This is a genomic window from Pseudomonas sp. MNR3A, assembly GCF_009650575.1.
Classification (GTDB): Bacteria; Pseudomonadota; Gammaproteobacteria; order Pseudomonadales; family Pseudomonadaceae; genus Aquipseudomonas; species Aquipseudomonas machongensis.
In genome coordinates this window covers 223349-239956 of record NZ_VZZS01000025.1, presented here as the reverse complement: position 1 = coordinate 239956, position 16608 = coordinate 223349, and the positions used below count along the sequence as shown (strand labels likewise).

Annotated in this window: 13 protein-coding genes and 1 pseudogene; 9 read left to right on the top strand and 5 right to left on the bottom strand. The window is 62.7% G+C overall.

Features of this window, described 5'->3' with window-relative positions; all coding sequences use genetic code 11:
* Positions 1-99: 99 nt before the first annotated feature.
* Entirely contained in the window at positions 100-1506 is a 1407-nt protein-coding gene (gene glnA, locus F6X62_RS17790; RefSeq protein ID WP_063541420.1) for a glutamate--ammonia ligase, read from the bottom strand.
* 480 nt (positions 1507-1986) lie between these two features.
* On the opposite strand from glnA, the gene thiI reads away from it, so the two are divergent.
* Positions 1987-3441, top strand: coding sequence for a tRNA uracil 4-sulfurtransferase ThiI (thiI, locus tag F6X62_RS17785; RefSeq protein ID WP_153774283.1), 1455 nt, complete (start codon positions 1987-1989; stop codon positions 3439-3441).
* A gap of 127 nt (positions 3442-3568) precedes the next feature.
* The gene (gene typA / locus F6X62_RS17780) at positions 3569-5389 is read left to right on the top strand and encodes a translational GTPase TypA (RefSeq protein WP_054895282.1); all 1821 of its coding nucleotides are present in this window, start codon (positions 3569-3571) and stop codon (positions 5387-5389) included.
* 211 nt (positions 5390-5600) lie between these two features.
* Here the strand turns inward: typA and F6X62_RS17775 are convergent, their stop codons facing one another.
* Positions 5601-6005: a YkgJ family cysteine cluster protein gene (locus F6X62_RS17775; RefSeq protein WP_054895281.1), complete on the bottom strand. Its 405-nt coding sequence runs from the start codon at positions 6003-6005 to the stop codon at positions 5601-5603.
* A 186-nt stretch (positions 6006-6191) separates the two neighbouring features.
* Here F6X62_RS17775 and F6X62_RS17770 point away from each other — a divergent pair, with 186 nt between their 5' ends.
* The 3 genes from F6X62_RS17770 to F6X62_RS17760 all read left to right on the top strand — a co-directional run bounded on the left by F6X62_RS17770 (position 6192) and on the right by F6X62_RS17760 (position 10482).
* Entirely contained in the window at positions 6192-8642 is a 2451-nt protein-coding gene (locus F6X62_RS17770) for a glycogen/starch/alpha-glucan phosphorylase (RefSeq protein ID WP_153774282.1), read from the top strand.
* 229 nt (positions 8643-8871) lie between these two features.
* Complete coding sequence (locus F6X62_RS17765) at positions 8872-9882, top strand: class 1 fructose-bisphosphatase (protein ID WP_054895279.1); 1011 nt, start codon at positions 8872-8874, stop codon at positions 9880-9882.
* 3 nt (positions 9883-9885) lie between these two features.
* Positions 9886-10482: a DUF924 family protein gene (locus F6X62_RS17760; protein ID WP_054895278.1), complete on the top strand. Its 597-nt coding sequence runs from the start codon at positions 9886-9888 to the stop codon at positions 10480-10482.
* Positions 10483-10533: 51 nt separating this feature from the next.
* Here the strand turns inward: F6X62_RS17760 and F6X62_RS25700 are convergent, their stop codons facing one another.
* Entirely contained in the window at positions 10534-11259 is a 726-nt protein-coding gene (locus tag F6X62_RS25700) for a methyl-accepting chemotaxis protein (protein WP_370671317.1), read from the bottom strand.
* A 129-nt stretch (positions 11260-11388) separates the two neighbouring features.
* Positions 11389-12423 (bottom strand): annotated as a pseudogene (locus tag F6X62_RS25695) (cache and HAMP domain-containing protein); the annotation flags it as partial.
* Positions 12424-12645: 222 nt separating this feature from the next.
* Between F6X62_RS25695 and bamE the strand changes: the two are divergent.
* Both bamE and F6X62_RS17745 read left to right on the top strand, forming a co-directional pair.
* Complete coding sequence (gene bamE, locus F6X62_RS17750; RefSeq protein ID WP_054895277.1) at positions 12646-12900, top strand: outer membrane protein assembly factor BamE; 255 nt, start codon at positions 12646-12648, stop codon at positions 12898-12900.
* A complete protein-coding gene (locus F6X62_RS17745) occupies positions 12897-13469 on the top strand; it encodes a lipocalin family protein (RefSeq protein WP_153774280.1) in 573 nt (190 codons plus the stop codon). The genes bamE and F6X62_RS17745 overlap by 4 nt, the downstream gene beginning before the upstream one ends.
* A 55-nt stretch (positions 13470-13524) precedes the next feature.
* Here the strand turns inward: F6X62_RS17745 and F6X62_RS17740 are convergent, their stop codons facing one another.
* Positions 13525-14889, bottom strand: coding sequence for a formimidoylglutamate deiminase (locus F6X62_RS17740; protein WP_153774279.1), 1365 nt, complete (start codon positions 14887-14889; stop codon positions 13525-13527).
* Positions 14890-15032: 143 nt separating this feature from the next.
* Here F6X62_RS17740 and hutC point away from each other — a divergent pair, with 143 nt between their 5' ends.
* Positions 15033-15743: a histidine utilization repressor gene (gene hutC / locus F6X62_RS17735; RefSeq protein ID WP_172964844.1), complete on the top strand. Its 711-nt coding sequence runs from the start codon at positions 15033-15035 to the stop codon at positions 15741-15743.
* Positions 15740-16315, top strand: a complete 576-nt coding sequence (locus F6X62_RS17730; RefSeq protein WP_153774278.1) for a HutD family protein — start codon at positions 15740-15742, stop codon at positions 16313-16315. The genes hutC and F6X62_RS17730 overlap by 4 nt, the downstream gene beginning before the upstream one ends.
* The last annotated feature ends 293 nt before the right edge of the window (positions 16316-16608 follow it).

The following is a 16608-nucleotide window of genomic DNA, read 5'->3' as shown; positions in this document are numbered from 1 at the left end:
TTCTAGTAGGAAGGTTCTGTAAATCCTGGATGTGAAAACGCAAACGGCCTCCCGAAGGAGGCCGTTCTCTAGACGGTCACGGCGCAGGCGCCGCGCGCATCAAACGCTGTAGTACAGGTCGTATTCCAGCGGGTGAACGAAGGTACGGACCTTGATCTCTTCTTCGGACTTCAGCTCGATGTAGGCATCGATGAAGTCGTCGGAGAACACGCCGCCCTTGGTCAGGAACGCACGGCCCTTGTCCAGCTCTTCCAGGGCTTCTTTCAGGCTACCGCAAACCTGTGGGATCTCTTTGGCCTCTTCAGGCGGCAGGTCGTACAGGTTCTTGTCGGCGGCATCGCCTGGGTGGATCTTGTTCTGGATACCGTCCAGGCCGGCCATCAGCAGTGCAGCGAAGCACAGGTACGGGTTGGCAGCCGGGTCCGGGAAGCGCGCTTCGATGCGGCGGGCTTTCGGGCTGGAAACGTAAGGGATACGGATCGAGGCCGAGCGGTTGCGGGCCGAGTAGGCCAGCATGACCGGGGCTTCGAAGCCAGGTACCAGACGCTTGTAGGAGTTGGTAGCCGGGTTGGTGAAGCCGTTCAGGGCCTTACCGTGCTTGATGATACCGCCGATGAAGTACAGGGCGGTGTCGGACAGGCCGGCATAGCCTTCGCCGGAGAAGGTGTTCTTGCCGTCCTTGGAGATCGACATGTGAACGTGCATGCCCGAGCCGTTGTCGCCGTACAGTGGCTTCGGCATGAAGGTTGCGGTCTTGCCATAGGCGTCGGCAACGTTGTGCACACAGTACTTCAGGGTCTGGACTTCGTCAGCCTTGGTGACCAGGGTGTTGAACTTCACACCGATCTCGTTCTGGCCGGCAGTCGCCACTTCGTGGTGGTGAACTTCGATGACCAGGCCCATTTCTTCCATGGCGTTGCACATGGCAGTACGGATTTCGTGGTCGTGGTCGCACGGCGGAACCGGGAAGTAGCCGCCTTTGACGGCAGGGCGGTGGCCCTTGTTGCCGCCTTCGACGTCCTGGTCGGTCATCCAGGAGCCTTGCTCGGAGTAGATCTTGAACATCGAGCCGGAGATGTCCGACTTGAACTTCACCTGGTCGAAGATGAAGAACTCAGGCTCTGGGCCGACGAATACGGTGTCGCCGATGCCGGTGCTCTTCAGGAACTCTTCGGCGCGCTTGGCGATGGCGCGTGGGTCGCGGTCGTAGCCTTGCATGGTGGACGGCTCGATCACGTCGCAGACCAGGATCAGGGTCGGCTCTTCGGTGAACGGGTCGAGCACGGCGGACGAGTCGTCCGGCAGCAGGATCATGTCGGAAGCTTCGATGCCTTTCCAGCCCTCGATGGAGGAGCCGTCGAACATCTTGCCAGCTTCGAAGAAGTCTTCATCCAGCGCATCGCGAGCCGGCATGGTGACGTGGTGCTGTTTGCCTTTGGTGTCCGTGAAACGCAGATCAATCCACTTGACGTCATGATCTTTGATGAGTTGAACCGACTTCGACATGTTGTCCTCCGGATGGTCTAGGGTGCGCTTGGCCGCTGCCCTGGAAAAAGGGTGTCGCCGGGCGCGGATAGTCGGCCAAGCTTACCTGCATCACAAGGGAGCAAATTGCATGCCAGTGCCCGAAAATGGCGAGGGCGCGGTGAAAGTGGGCTTTTGCGGGTGTTTGGCGAGGGAAGGGAGTGGGGTTGTGCACCCATAAAAGGCATTTCCTCGCGCCAATGCTTCATTTTGGTGCGCTTATTTATTCGTGATGCGTTCTTTGAGGGCCTCTTCGCGGGCAAGCCGGCTCCCACGGGTTACCGGTTGGCGCAGATCCTGTGGGAGCGGGTTTACCCGCGAAAGGGCCTTTGCAGGCTCCATCAATCCCGCCTGGAAAGCCCTCGAACAAACCTCTGATCAAAAGTTGCTCAAACCTCGAGCCATTTCCGCTATAATTCGCGCCCCTCATTTTCGGCAGGCCCCGGGCGCGCTGTTAACCCAATGAAACTTATCGTCAAAGTCTTCCCAGAGATCACCATCAAGAGCCGGCCGGTGCGCAAGCGCTTCATCCGCCAGCTCGGCAAGAACATCCGCAACGTGCTCAAGGATCTGGATCCGGAGCTCGTGGTCGATGGTGTCTGGGATAATCTCGAGGTGGTCACCCGCATCGACGACGAGAAAGTCCAGCGCGAGATGATCGAACGCCTGACCTGCACCCCAGGGATCACCCACTTCCTGCAGGTGCAGGAGTATCCGCTGGGCGACTTCGACGACATCGTCGACAAATGCAGGCAGCACTTCGGTCACCTGCTGGCCGGCAAGCGCTTCGCCGTACGCTGCAAGCGCGGCGGCCACCACGACTTCACCTCGATGGACGTCGACCGCTACGTCGGCAGCCAGCTGCGCCAGCAGTGCGGCGCCGCCGGCATCGACCTGAAGACCCCCGAAGTGATGGTGCGCATCGAAATCCGCGACCAGCGCCTGTACGTCATCCACAACCAGCACAACGGCATCGGCGGCTACCCGCTGGGTGCGCTGGAGCAGACGCTGGTGCTGATGTCCGGTGGCTTCGACTCCACCGTGGCGGCCTACCAGATGATGCGCCGCGGCCTGATGACCCACTTCTGCTTCTTCAACCTCGGTGGCCGTGCCCACGAGCTGGGCGTGATGGAAGTTGCGCACTACCTGTGGAAGAAATACGGCAGCAGCCAGCGCGTGCTGTTCATCAGCGTGCCGTTCGAGGAAGTGGTCGGCGAGATTCTCGGCAAGGTCGACAACAGCTATATGGGCGTGACGCTCAAGCGCATGATGCTGCGTGCCGCGGCGCGCATGGCCGATCGCCTGGAAATCGACGCCTTGGTCACCGGCGAGGCGATCTCGCAGGTTTCCAGCCAGACCCTGCCCAACCTTGCGATCATCGACTCGGCCACCGACAAGCTGGTGCTGCGTCCGCTGCTGGCCAGCCACAAGCAGGACATCATCGATACCGCCTACCAGATCGGCACCGCCGATTTCGCCAAGCACATGCCCGAATACTGCGGTGTGATCTCGGTGAACCCGACCACCCATGCCAAGCGCCACCGCATGGAGCATGAAGAGAAGCAGTTCGACATGGCGGTGCTCGAGCGCGCCCTGGAACGCGCCAAGCTGATCTCCATCGACCACGTGATCGACGAGTTGGGCAAGGATATCGATATCGAGGAAGTGGCCGAGGCGCTGCCAGGTCAGATCGTCATCGACATCCGTCACCCTGACGCCCAGGAAGACGAACCGCTGCAGATCGACGGCGTCGAGGTCCAGGCACTGCCGTTCTACGCGATCAACAGCAAGTTCAAGCAGCTCGATGCCAACCGGCAGTACCTGCTTTATTGCGACAAGGGTGTGATGAGCCGTCTGCACGCACACCACCTGCTCAGTGAGGGACATGCCAATGTGCGTGTTTATCGTCCGGCATAAGACGCCAGGGCTGTATGGCGGCAGCATCCGCCATCGCCCTCCCGACCTGCGGGCCCGCTGAGCCTTTTACCTTCATATTGGCCGCCTAGACTGGCGGCAAACCGAATCCTCTGCACGAGATACAGTTGTGATCGAAAATCTGCGTAACATCGCCATCATCGCCCACGTTGACCATGGTAAAACCACCCTGGTCGACAAACTCCTGCGCCAGTCCGGCACCCTGGAGCGTAACGAGCTCAACGACGAGCGCGTCATGGACTCCAACGACCAGGAAAAAGAGCGCGGCATTACCATTCTGGCGAAGAACACCGCCATCAACTGGAACGGCTACCACATCAACATCGTCGACACCCCCGGCCACGCCGACTTCGGTGGCGAGGTTGAGCGTGTAATGTCGATGGTCGACTCGGTGCTGCTGCTGGTCGACGCCCAGGACGGCCCGATGCCGCAAACCCGCTTCGTAACCAAGAAAGCCTTCGAAGCCGGCCTCAAGCCAATCGTCGTGATCAACAAGGTCGACCGTCCGGGCGCGCGTCCTGACTGGGTTCTGGACCAGATCTTCGACCTGTTCGACAACCTCGGTGCCACCGACGAACAGCTGGACTTCAAAGTCGTCTACGCTTCGGCCCTGAACGGCATCGCCGGTCTGGACCACACCGAAATGGGTGAGGACATGACCGCGCTGTACCAGTCGATCGTCGACAACGTACCTGCGCCGAACGTTGACCGTGAAGGTCCGTTCCAGATGCAGATCTCCGCTCTGGACTACAACAGCTTCCTCGGTGTTATCGGCGTTGGCCGTATCGCCCGTGGTCGCGTCAAGCCGAACACTCCGGTTGTCGCCATCGACACCGACGGCAAGAAGCGCAACGGCCGTATCCTCAAGCTGATGGGCCACCACGGCCTGCACCGCGTCGACGTCGAAGAAGCCCAGGCTGGCGACATCGTCTGCATCAGCGGTTTCGACGAGCTGTTCATCTCCGACACCCTGTGCGCCCCGGACGCGGTAGAGGCGATGAAGCCGCTGACCGTCGACGAGCCAACCGTTTCGATGACCTTCCAGGTCAACGACTCGCCGTTCTGCGGTAAAGAAGGCAAGTTCGTCACCAGCCGCAACATCAAGGATCGTCTGGACAAGGAGCTGCTGTACAACGTAGCCCTGCGCGTTCAGGAAACCGACTCCCCTGACAAGTTCAAGGTATCGGGCCGTGGTGAGCTGCACCTGTCGGTTCTGATCGAAACCATGCGCCGCGAAGGCTTCGAGATGGCTGTAGGCCGTCCTGAAGTGATCATCCGTGAAGTGGACGGCGTGAAGCAGGAACCGTTCGAGAACGTCACCATCGACATCCCTGAAGAATCCCAGGGCAAGGTCATGGAAGAGATGGGCCTGCGTAAGGGCGACCTGACCAACATGGTCCCGGATGGCAAGGGCCGTGTGCGCCTGGAATACAACATTCCGGCCCGTGGTCTGATCGGTTTCCGTAACCAGTTCCTGACCCTGACCAACGGTGCAGGCATCCTGACCTCGATCTTCGATCGCTACGACACCATGAAGTCGGGCCAGATGTCCGGTCGTCTGAACGGTGTTCTGGTTTCGGTCGAGACCGGCAAGGCCCTGACCTACTCGCTGGAAACCCTGCAGGCGCGCGGCAAGCTGTTCGTCGAGCACGGCCAGGAGATCTACAACGGTCAGATCATCGGTCTGAACAGCCGCGACAACGACCTGGGCGTGAACCCGACCAAAGGCAAGAAGCTCGACAACATGCGCGCTTCGGGCAAAGACGAAGTCATCGCCTTGGTTCCGCCGGTTCGCCACACCCTCGAGCAGGCCCTGGAATTCATCCAGGACGACGAGCTGTGCGAAGTGACGCCGAAGTCGATCCGTCTGCGCAAGAAGATCCTGGACGAAGGCGAGCGTACCCGCGCTGCCAAGAAAGCCAAGAACTGAGTTAGCTCAGGCTGAATGAAAACGCCCCCGGTCGAAAGGCCGGGGGCGTTTTTGTTTGTCTGCAGACTGCGTTGTGCTCATGCCGGCCTCTTCGCGGGCAAGCCCGCTCCCACAGGGACCCCGCCGGCCTCTGGGGCAGCGGGGCCCCTGTGGGAGCGGCGGTTCGGCGCCCCGACTTGCCCGCGAAGAGGCCCGTACCGGCGCTACAGGCCTATCGCCCAACCACCTTGGGCTTGTACGCGCAATACCCCGGTCGCGGTCCGACCTTGGGGTGGTTGCGGCAGGTGTCCGGGCGCTTGTCATAAATGGTGCACAGCCGGCTCTTGCGGTCCAGATACATACAATCGTCGTTGCTCATCCGGGTCAGGGTGAAGATGCCCGACTTCTGGTTGAAGCGTTCGATGATGCCTTCTTTCTGCAGGCGCTTGGCGACGTTCTTCGGCGGCTCGTCCTTCTCGAACTCGTCCACCACGCCGATGCGGATCAGATCCTTGATCTTCACCTCCACGGGCAGGGTGCAGCAGGTCGAATGGCAGCCATGGCACATGCTGCTGGTGTAGCGCTGCCAGGTCTCCAGGCGGTCGACTTCGGCGGCGGCGATCAGGGTCGGTTTCATTTTAATAGTGGGCGGATCACGGTCTTGGGGCGCGCGATCATACCGGAGTTGTTCAATTTGTGAACAACCTTTTGCCGGAATCGCCAAGTCGGCATGAAAACTGCGAACCGAGCCTGTCACTCCCTGTCGAAGGGTCTAGTCTCTTCAATCTCCCTCCGTATTCGTCAACTTGCCCGAGGATGCCGCATGTCCCAGGAACCCAAAGCTCGTGACGCCGAGGTGGCCGCTTTTCGCGCCGCTGTACTGGACAAACTGACCTACGCGGTCGGCAAAGACCCGGAACATGCCTTCGACCATGACTGGTTCGAAGCCATCGCCCTGGCCGCCCGCGATCACATGGTCGACCACTGGATGGACCACACCCGCCAGGCCTACCGGCGCAGCCAGAAGCGGGTCTACTACCTCTCCCTGGAATTTCTCATCGGCCGACTGCTGTACGACAGCCTGAGCAACCTGGGCTATCTGGAAATCGCCCGTGAAGCGCTCGAGGGGCTGGACGTGGACCTTGAGCGCATCCGCCTGCTCGAGCCCGATGCGGCGCTGGGCAATGGCGGCTTGGGACGGCTGGCGGCGTGCTTCATGGAAAGCATGTCGACCCTAGGCATCGCCGCCCATGGCTACGGTATCCGCTACGAGCACGGGCTGTTCCGCCAGGCCATCGTCGATGGCTGGCAGCAGGAGCAGACCGAGAACTGGCTGGACTTCGGCAATCCTTGGGAATTCGAGCGCGCCGAGGTGATCTACCCGATCAGTTTTGGCGGCAGTGTCGAAACGCTGCACGATGCCCAGGGTGCTGCGCGGCAGGTCTGGACGCCGGGCGAAACCGTTCGTGCAGTGGCCTACGATACGCCGGTGGTCGGCTGGCGCGGCTCCAGCGTCAATACCTTGCGCCTGTGGCGTGCCCGGGCGCTCGAAGAGTTGCACCTGGAGCGCTTCAATGCCGGCGATCACCTGGGGGCGGTGGCCGAAGTGGCGCGGGCCGAAAGCATCTCGCGAGTGCTTTACCCGGCGGACAGCACCGAAGCGGGGCAGGAATTGCGCCTGCGCCAGGAGTACTTCTTCGTCTCCGCGTCGCTGCAGGATCTGCTGCGACGTCACCTGAACATGCACGATGACCTGCTCAACCTGCCGGACTCGGCGGCGATCCAGCTCAACGACACCCACCCCTCGATCGCCGTCGCCGAGCTGATGCGCCTGCTGGTCGACCAGCACGGGATTCCCTGGGAAAAGGCTTGGGAGCTGACGGTCGGCACCCTGGCCTACACCAACCACACCCTGCTGCCCGAGGCCCTGGAAACCTGGCCTGTGGCGTTGATGGAGCGCATGCTGCCGCGGCACATGCAGATCATCTACCTGATCAACGCGTACCACATCGACGCGCTGCGGGCCAAAGGCTTGCACGACTTCGACGTGCTGCGCGCGGTGTCGCTGATCGAGGAGGACAACGGCCGCCGTGTGCGCATGGGCAACCTGGCGTTTCTCGGTTCGCACAGCGTCAACGGCGTGTCGGCGCTGCACAGCAAGTTGATGAAGAGCACGGTGTTCGCCGAGTTGCACAAGCTGTATCCGCAACGGATCAACAACAAGACCAACGGCATCACCTTCCGCCGCTGGCTGTACCAGGCCAATCCGCAGCTGACCGGCATGCTGGTCGATGCCCTGGGCGCCGAGGTGCTGGACGATCCGGAGGGCAAGCTCAAGGCGCTGGCGCCTCATGCCGATAAAGCCACCTTCCGCAAGCAGTTCGCAGCCCAGCGCCTGCACAGCAAGCGCGCACTGGCGAGCATCATCCAGGACCGCATCGGCGTGACGGTCAATCCCGAAGCGTTGTTCGACGTGCAGGTCAAGCGTATCCACGAGTACAAGCGTCAGTTGCTCAACCTGTTGCATACCGTCGCGCTGTACCAGGCCATGCGCAATGACCCCGGCACCGCGTGGGCGCCGCGGGTGAAGATCTTCGCCGGCAAGGCGGCAGCCAGCTATCACCAGGCCAAGCTGATCATCAAGCTGACCAACGACATCGCCCGGGTGGTCAACAACGACCCCACCGTGCGCGGGCTGCTCAAGGTGGTGTTCCTGCCCAACTACAACGTCAGCCTGGCCGAGAGCATCATCCCGGCGGCCGACCTTTCCGAGCAGATCTCCACTGCCGGGTACGAAGCGTCCGGTACCAGCAACATGAAGTTCGCCCTCAACGGCGCGCTGACCATCGGCACCCTCGACGGCGCCAACGTCGAGATGTGCGAGCAGGTTGGCGCGGAAAACATGTTCATCTTCGGCCTGACCGCCCAGCAGGTCGAGGCGCGCAAGCGCGCGGGCGATTTCGGTGCGGCGGCTGCCGTGGCAGCGTCGGGGCGCCTTGGCGATGTCCTGCAGGCGATCCGCAGCGGGGTGTTCTCGCCGGATGATCCAGGGCGCTATGCCGGACTGATCGACGGCCTGGTGGCCTACGATCGCTTCCTGCTGTGTGCCGATTTCGATGCGTACTGGGATGCCCAAATGCGGGTCGAGGAACTGTGGCATACGCCGCAGGAGTGGTGGCGCATGGCGGTGCTCAATACCGCACGGATGGGCTGGTTCTCGTCGGACCGGACCATTCGCGAATATGCCACTGAGATATGGAAGGCATTGGACTAGCAGGGTGTCAGTTCCGGCCCGATCGCAGGGCAAGCCCGCTCCTGCAAAGGACGGCGCTGGCCCTGTAGGAGCGGGCTTGCCCCGCGATGGGGCCGCCGCCGACCAACTGCCTGAACTCATCGCCCGAACCACCGTCTGATCCGCCAGGCGAGTCTCTTCGCTCGCTAGGCTGCCACTCTCCCTGTAAACTGCGGGGGTTTTTCTACCCCTTTCCACTTCGGAGCCATACATGTCCCGCGTTACCCTGAGTCGCTATCTGATTGAGCAGACCCGCAGCAACAACACTCCTGCCGATCTGCGCTTCCTGATCGAAGTGGTGGCGCGCGCATGCAAGGAAATCAGCCACCACGTGTCCAAGGGCGCCCTGGGCGGCGTGCTGGGCAGCATGGGCACCGAAAACGTGCAAGGCGAAGTGCAGAAGAAGCTCGACGTCATTTCCAACGACATCCTGCTCGAGGCCAACGAGTGGGGCGGCCACCTGGCCGGCATGGCGTCCGAAGAAATGGACAACGCCTACCAGATCCCGGGCAAATATCCCAAAGGCGCCTACCTGCTGGTTTTCGACCCACTGGACGGCTCGTCGAACATCGACGTCAACGTCTCGGTCGGTACCATCTTCTCCGTGCTGCGTTGCCCGAACGAGTACCTGAGCCAGAACGAAACCCTCAACGAAAACGCCTTCCTGCAACCAGGCACCCAGCAGGTCGCCGCCGGTTATGCGATCTACGGCCCGCAGACCATGCTGATCCTCACCCTGGGCAATGGCGTCAAGGGCTTCACCCTGGACCGCGAACTGGGCAGCTTCGTCCTGACCCACGAAAACATCCGCGTTCCGGAAACCACCGCCGAGTTCGCCATCAACATGTCCAACCAGCGCCACTGGGAAGCCCCAGTGCAGCGTTACGTGGGCGAGCTGCTGGCCGGTGAGACCGGGCCGCTGAAAAAGAATTACAACATGCGCTGGATCGCCTCGATGGTGGCCGACGTGCACCGCATCCTGACCCGTGGCGGCCTGTTCATGTACCCGCGCGACGCTCGTGAGCCGAGCAAGCCGGGCAAGCTGCGCCTGATGTACGAAGCCAACCCGATGTCGTTCATCATCGAGCAGGCCGGCGGCGCATCGACCAACGGTTACGAGCGCATCCTCGACATCAAGCCTGAGAGCCTGCACCAGCGCGTGTCGGTGATCCTGGGCTCGAAGGAAGAGGTCGAGCGCGTCACCGCCTATCACAAGGAGTAAGTCATGCTCGCACCTTGGCAGCCGTTGCTGGAATGGTGGTTCGGTTGGGGCACCAATGCCCAGGCCGTGGCTGACGAGAAAAACACCCGCTGGTTCGGCAAGCATGACGATGCCGAGGCCCAGGCACTGTTCGGCGATCTGGTCGAGCAGGCCCTGGCGGGTGGGCTCGATGAGTGGCAGCAGAGCCCGCAGGGCTGGTTGGGGTTGTTGATCCTGCTCGACCAGTTGCCGCGCATGATCTACCGCGACACGCCGCGCGCCTTCGACGGCGACCGGCGCGCGCAGGTGGTGGCCATGCAGGGTTTGCAGAAGGGCTGGGACTATCAGCTGCTGCCTATCCAGCGCGTGTTCGTGCTGCTGGTGCTGGAGCACGCCGAGGTGCTGGATTGGCAGAACCTGTGCGTGGAGCGCTACCAGGTCTTGCTGGACGAGCAACCCGAGGCCAATCGCCGGTTGTTCGAAGGCTTCCTGGACTATGCCGAGCAGCACCAGCGGGTGATCGCGCGGTTCGGGCGTTTTCCGCATCGCAATTTGATGCTGGGGCGGCCCAGTACCAGTGAAGAGATGGACTTCCTGCTGGAGCCGGGTTCCCGGTTCTGAATCAGCGGCGCCTTCTTCGCGGTTTATCCGCGAAGAAGGCGCCGCCGAACCTTATATCCTGAAACTCCCCACCAACTGCTTCAACCGATCGACCTGATGCTCCAGGTCGTTGCAGGCACGCAAGGTGCTCTGCAGGTTCTGCACCCCTTGCTGGTTCAGCGTATTGATCTCGGTGATGTCGACATTGATCGACTCGACCACTGACGTCTGCTCTTCGGTCGCCGTGGCTACCGACTGGTTCATGCCGTCGATCTCGCCGATGCGCTGGGTCACGCTGCCCAGGCGGTCGCCTGCGCGGTTGGCGATCTCGACGCTGTGATCACTGTGCTGCTGGCTCTGGTTCATGGTGCTCACCGCCACTTGCGCGCCGGCCTGCAATTCCTCGATCAGCCCCTGTACCTGCTGCGCCGACTCCTGGGTGCGGTGCGCCAGGTTGCGCACTTCATCGGCCACCACGGCAAAACCACGCCCTGCCTCGCCGGCCCGCGCTGCTTCGATGGCGGCGTTGAGCGCCAGCAGGTTGGTCTGCTGGGAGATGCCGCTGATCACGTCGAGAATCTGGCCGATGTTCGCGGTATGGGCGTTGAGCGTCTCGATATTGCCGCACGAATCGCTGATTCGCGCCGACAGCTTGTTCATCACATCGATGGTCTGGCCAACCACCTGCTGGCCTTCCGCGGCCAGGTCGCGGGCGTCGCTGGAGTGCTGCGAGGCGAGGGCGGCGTTCTGGGCGATCTCCTGGGCTGCGGCGCCCAGCTGGTTGATCGCCGCCGCCACGCTGCTGGTGCGGCTGGACTGCTGGTCGGCGTTGTCGATGGAGGCGTTGGATGCACTCACCACCTGCTTGGCCACGGCGTTGACCTGGCCAGTGGCCGAAGCCACTTCGCGGATCGACTCGTGGATACGCTCGACGAAGCGGTTGAACGACTGCCCCAGGCTGCCGAATTCGTCCTGGCCGTGGATGGTCAGGCGCCGGGTCAGGTCGCCTTCGCCCTCGGCGATATCGCGCATGGCTCGGCCCATCACGTGCAGCGGCTCCATCAGCACACGAATCAGCAGGCCCAGCAGGGCGATGATCACCACCACGGCAATCAGCGTGGCCACCACCGCCGAGGTGCGCAGTTCGCCGAGCATGGCGAAGGCAGCATCCTGGTCCAGGACCAGTGCGACGTACCAGTCCGCCGGCACGCCATCGACGTGGGTGAAGCTGATGAACTGGCTGCGACCGTCTGCCTCGACTTCGGCCAGCCCCTTGCCGATGCGCGGGGTGTTGTTGGGGTAGACGTCTGCCAGGGTCTTGAGTGCCAGCTCGGCCTTGGGATGGATGAGGATCTTGCCTTCGCCGTTGACGATGAAGGCATGGCCCTTGCCGCCGAAGTCCAGGGCGTTGACCAGGTTGCTGATGGTCTGCAGGTCGGTGTCGACGCCGCTGACGCCAATCAGTTGGCCGGCCTGCTGCACGGGCGTGGCCAGGGTGATCACCAGCTTGCCGGCCGATGCCGAGATGTAGGGTTCGGTGATGATGGTCTGGTTGGCGGCGCTGGCGGCCTTGTACCAGCCGCGGGCGCGCGGGTCGTAGTCGGGGGCGCGATTGCCGGCCGGCACCGATTGCATACGGCCGTCCTTGCCGCCGAAGTAGGTGAGCTGGAAGTTGCTGGCGTAGACCGGCAGCGCCAGGCTGCGGTCAAGGCTGGCCTTTTCCGGGCCGTCCACGGCGATCTGCTGGCCAAGCGACTGTAGCAACTGGATGCGGCTGTCGAGCCAGGTGCGGATATTGCCCGCGGTGAGGTTGCCCAGTTCCTGCAGGTTGGTTTCGGTATCGCTGCGCAGCGACTGGCGCTGGCGATAGTCGTTGAACAGCACGAAGCAGGCGAAGGCGACGGCCACCACGAGTGCGGCGGCCACCAGGATCTTGTGGCTGAACTTGAGATTTTTTGTCATGTGCAAGGTCTGCGCAGGCATTTCGGGAGGAGGGTGCGGCAAAGGGCCACATCGCTGAATGCTATGTCGCCCGTGATGAATTAGCCATGAGAGATTTGTGACGGGACCCGACCAACGGCATGGTACGAAAGCAGGGGTAGCAGGGAACCGGGGAGGCATTTTCGCTTCTAAGGTCTCTGCAGGCCGTCTCGCCTGTTGCATCCATCTCCAGGAGAGCCCTTCATGTCGTTGCGTTCCCTCGCCCTGTTGTCCTTGTTGGTCGTCCTGACCGCCTGCAGCAAGATCAACCAGGAAAACTATTCCAAGCTCAAGGCCGGCATGAGCAAGGCCGAGGTCGAGCAACTGCTCGGGTCGCCGAAGGAGTGCTCGGGCGCGCTCGGCATGAGCAGCTGTACCTGGGGGGACGAGAAGAGCTTCATCAGTGTTCAGTACGCCGCTGACAAGGTGTTGATGTACTCCGGGCAGGGCCTCAAATGAGGGCCGCGCATCTGCTGCTGGCGCTGGGTCTGGCGTTGGTATTGGGCGGGTGTGCCAGCTCGTCGGTGGATTCGTTGGCGCCCAAGACGGCTGGCAACGTCGACCTCAAGCGCTACCAGGGCAAGTGGTTCGAACTGGCCCGCCTTCCGATGCGCTTCCAGGAAGGCTGCGCGCAATCCGAAGCCCATTACAACCTCAAGCCCGATGGCAGCCTGGGGGTGCTCAATCGTTGCCGTACCGAAGGTGATGAATGGTTACGCGCCGAAGGTCGTGCGGGCATCGAGGCGCCGGGGCACACCGACAAGTTGTGGGTGGAGTTCGACAACTGGTTCACGCGCCTGGTACCGGGGCTGACCAAGGCGGACTACTGGATCCTGTACGTGGACGATCACTACCGTACTGCGATTGTCGGCAGCCCGAATCGCAAGTACCTGTGGATCCTGTCGCGAACTCCGAGCCTGCCGGCGTGGGAGCGCGAGAACCTGCTGTCGAAGGCTCGCCAGCAGGGGTATGACACCAGTCGGCTGATCTGGCGGGTGTCGGACAGGGCGATCGTTGCCCGGCATTGAGTCTGCCGGGCTCCAGACCAGGCCTGGCGCGATCCGCAGCTGATCGCGCCGGGTTTCAGCCCAGCAGCGTGCGCAGTACCGCGGCGAATGCCTGCCCGCTTTGCTCTTCCAGCGCATGTCGCCCCTGGCGTACCACCCACTGGCCGTTGACCATCACATCACGTACCTGACGGTCGCTGCCGGCGAACAGCCAGCGGTTGAGGATGCCGTCTCCGCTTGAAGTTGCCAAGTACGGATCCTGGCCATCAAGTACCAGCCAGTCGGCACGCTTGCCCACCGCCAGCTCGCCAATGCCTTGCCCCAGGGCCTGCGCGCCGCCTGCCAGCGCCGCGTCGTAGAGTGTGCGGCCGACCATCGGCTGGTCGCTGCGGTACAGCCGGTTGCGTCGCTGATCGCGCAGGCGTTGGCCGTACTCCAGCCAGCGCAGCTCTTCGACCACGCTCAGCGAAACATGGCTGTCCGAGCCGATGCCCATGCGCCCGCCCTGGGCCAGGAAGTCGACGGCCGGGAAGATGCCATCGCCCAGGTTGGCCTCGGTGGTCAGGCACAGCCCTGCCACCGCGCCGCTGCGGGCCATGGCGCTGACTTCGTCGGCCTCGACGTGGGTTGCATGCACCAGGCACCAGCGCGCATCCACCTCGACGTGCTCGTACAGCCATTGCACCGGGCGACGGCCGCTCCAGCCCAGGCAGTCGTTGACTTCCTTCTGCTGCTCGGCAATGTGGATGTGCACCGGGCACGTCTTGTCGCTGGCGCCCAGCACTTCGGCGATCTGGTGTGGCGTTACCGCGCGCAGCGAGTGGAAACACAGGCCCAGGTGCTGCGCGGGTTGCGCGGCCAGCAGCGGCTTGAGCTGCTCCTGCAGGCGCAGGTACTGCTCGGTGGAGTTGATGAAGCGGCGCTGGCCCTCGTTCGGCGCCTGGCCGCCGAAGCCGGAATGGGAGTACAGCACCGGCAGCAGCGTCAGGCCGATGCCGCTGGCGCTCGCTGCCGCGCTGATCTGGCGCGACAGCTCGGTGGGGTCTGCGTAGGGCGTGCCGGCATTGTCGTGGTGAACGTAGTGGAATTCGGCCACCGAGGTGTAGCCGGCCTTGAGCATCTCGATGTACAGCTGGCGGGCGATGACCTGCAATTGCTCGGGAGTGATCAGGCCGACCAGGCGGTACATCAGGTCGCGCCAGGTCCAGAAACTGTCGTTGGGGTTGCCGACCACCTCCGCCAGGCCTGCCATGGCGCGCTGGAAGGCGTGGGAGTGCAGGTTGGGCATGCCCGGCAGCAGCGGGCCGGCCAAGCGTTCGGCGCCTTCGGCGCTGGCGTTCACGTCTATTTTTTCGAGGCGTCCGGCGGTGGACACCTCAAGGCGGACATTGCTGGCCCAGCCTGAAGGGAGCAGGGCGCGTTCGGCGAAGTAGGCGGACATCACTCGGTCATCCTGTATCGTTATTTGTATATACATATACAGACGTTTGCCTGCCGGGTAAACTGCGGCAAGCTACCGTCAATCAAATTGCACAAGGATGCATAGCCGTGCCGACACCTTCCGTCTCCGCGCTGGTGGCCCAGATGGGCGAAGGGCCGGCGCCGCTGTATGCGCGGGTCAAGCAGATGATCGTCCAGCAGATCGAAAACGGCAGCTGGCCGCCTCATCATCGCGTCCCGTCGGAGAGCGAGCTGGTCAGCCAGCTGGGCTTCAGCCGCATGACCATCAACCGCGCCCTGCGCGAGCTGACCGCCGAGGGCCTGCTGGTCCGCATGCAGGGCGTCGGGACCTTCGTCGCCGAACCCAAGACGCGCTCGGCGCTGTTCGAAGTCAACAACATTGCCGACGAGATCGCCAGCCGCGGGCATCAGCACCGCTGCCAGGTGATCATCCTCGCCGAGGAGGCCGCAGGTTCCGAGCGCGCCATGGCCCTGGACATGCGCGAGGGGCAGCGGGTGTTCCATTCGCTGATCGTGCACTACGAGAACGATGTGCCGGTGCAGATCGAGGATCGCTATGTGAACGCGGCGATCGCCCCGGATTACCTGCGCCAGGATTTCACCCGGCAGACGCCTTATGCGTACTTGTCCCAGGTCGCGCCGCTGACCGAAGGCGAGCACGTGGTCGAAGCGATCCTGGCTGACCCAGACGAATGCAAGCTGTTGCAGATCGAGCGTGGCGAGCCGTGCCTGCTCATCCGTCGGCGTACCTGGTCAGGCCGCCAGCCTGTCACCGCCGCGCGCTTGATTCACCCCGGTTCCCGTCATCGCCTGGAAGGACGTTTCAGCAAATGAGCCAGCTGCAGTTGTTGCGTGCCCACGATTATCCGCGCATGCCCTGGAAGAACGGTGGTGGGTCCACCGAAGAAATCACCCGCGATGCGGGCGTTGGCCTGGACGGCTTCGGCTGGCGCCTGTCGATCGCCGATATCGAGGCTTCCGGCGGCTTTTCCAGTTTCACCGGTTATCAGCGGATCATCACCGTGCTGCAGGGCGATGGCATGCGCTTGTCGGTGGACGGCCACGAAAGCCGGCCGCTGCTGCCGTTCGATGCCTTTGCGTTCAGCGGCGAGAGCCAGGTCGCCTGCACGCTGCAGGGTGGCCCGATCCGCGACTTCAACCTGATCTATGCGCCGAACCGGTACCGCGCGCGGTTGCAGTGGTTCATGGGGGGTACTCGCCTGTTCAGTTCGGCCGAGACCGTGCTGGTGTTCAGTGCCGAGGCGGACCTGCGCGTCGGGATCCAGGGGCAGGCGTCGGTGCTTGGGTTGTATGACTGCCTGCAACTCAGCGGTAACGCGGGTTTGCTGGAGGTCGAGGTATCGGGGCGCTGCTGCGTTATCGAGTTGAGTCCTCAGCTGTTGTAAGTCTTCAGGGCGCTATCGCGGGACGAGCCCGCTCCTACAGGTTCAGTGCGTCATTCAGGGCGCTGAACCTGTAGGAGCGGGCTCGTCCCGCGATAGGGCCCTCAAAAACCCTGCAAAACAGTTACCCGGTAACGCCCGCAAACGGCGCGCCCTGTTACCGAATGCCCCAAAGTGGCGCAAAGCCATTTCTGTCTGAACTCCCCGGCAAATCCTTCTCACGATTTTTTCTTCACGCCTCAAGGCCCTGAACCACGAGGCCTCCAGCCCATCGCCCGAACCTCTCGAACCACCCG

Coding starts and splice junctions, on each gene's coding strand:
- glnA (WP_063541420.1), bottom strand. CDS start 1,506: ATGTCGAAGTCGGTTCAACTCATCAAAGATCATGACGTCAAGTGGATT.
- thiI (WP_153774283.1), top strand. CDS start 1,987: ATGAAACTTATCGTCAAAGTCTTCCCAGAGATCACCATCAAGAGCCGG.
- F6X62_RS17775 (WP_054895281.1), bottom strand. CDS start 6,005: ATGAAACCGACCCTGATCGCCGCCGCCGAAGTCGACCGCCTGGAGACC.
- F6X62_RS17770 (WP_153774282.1), top strand. CDS start 6,192: ATGTCCCAGGAACCCAAAGCTCGTGACGCCGAGGTGGCCGCTTTTCGC.
- F6X62_RS17765 (WP_054895279.1), top strand. CDS start 8,872: ATGTCCCGCGTTACCCTGAGTCGCTATCTGATTGAGCAGACCCGCAGC.
- F6X62_RS17760 (WP_054895278.1), top strand. CDS start 9,886: ATGCTCGCACCTTGGCAGCCGTTGCTGGAATGGTGGTTCGGTTGGGGC.
- bamE (WP_054895277.1), top strand. CDS start 12,646: ATGTCGTTGCGTTCCCTCGCCCTGTTGTCCTTGTTGGTCGTCCTGACC.
- F6X62_RS17745 (WP_153774280.1), top strand. CDS start 12,897: ATGAGGGCCGCGCATCTGCTGCTGGCGCTGGGTCTGGCGTTGGTATTG.
- F6X62_RS17740 (WP_153774279.1), bottom strand. CDS start 14,889: ATGTCCGCCTACTTCGCCGAACGCGCCCTGCTCCCTTCAGGCTGGGCC.
- hutC (WP_172964844.1), top strand. CDS start 15,033: ATGGGCGAAGGGCCGGCGCCGCTGTATGCGCGGGTCAAGCAGATGATC.
- F6X62_RS17730 (WP_153774278.1), top strand. CDS start 15,740: ATGAGCCAGCTGCAGTTGTTGCGTGCCCACGATTATCCGCGCATGCCC.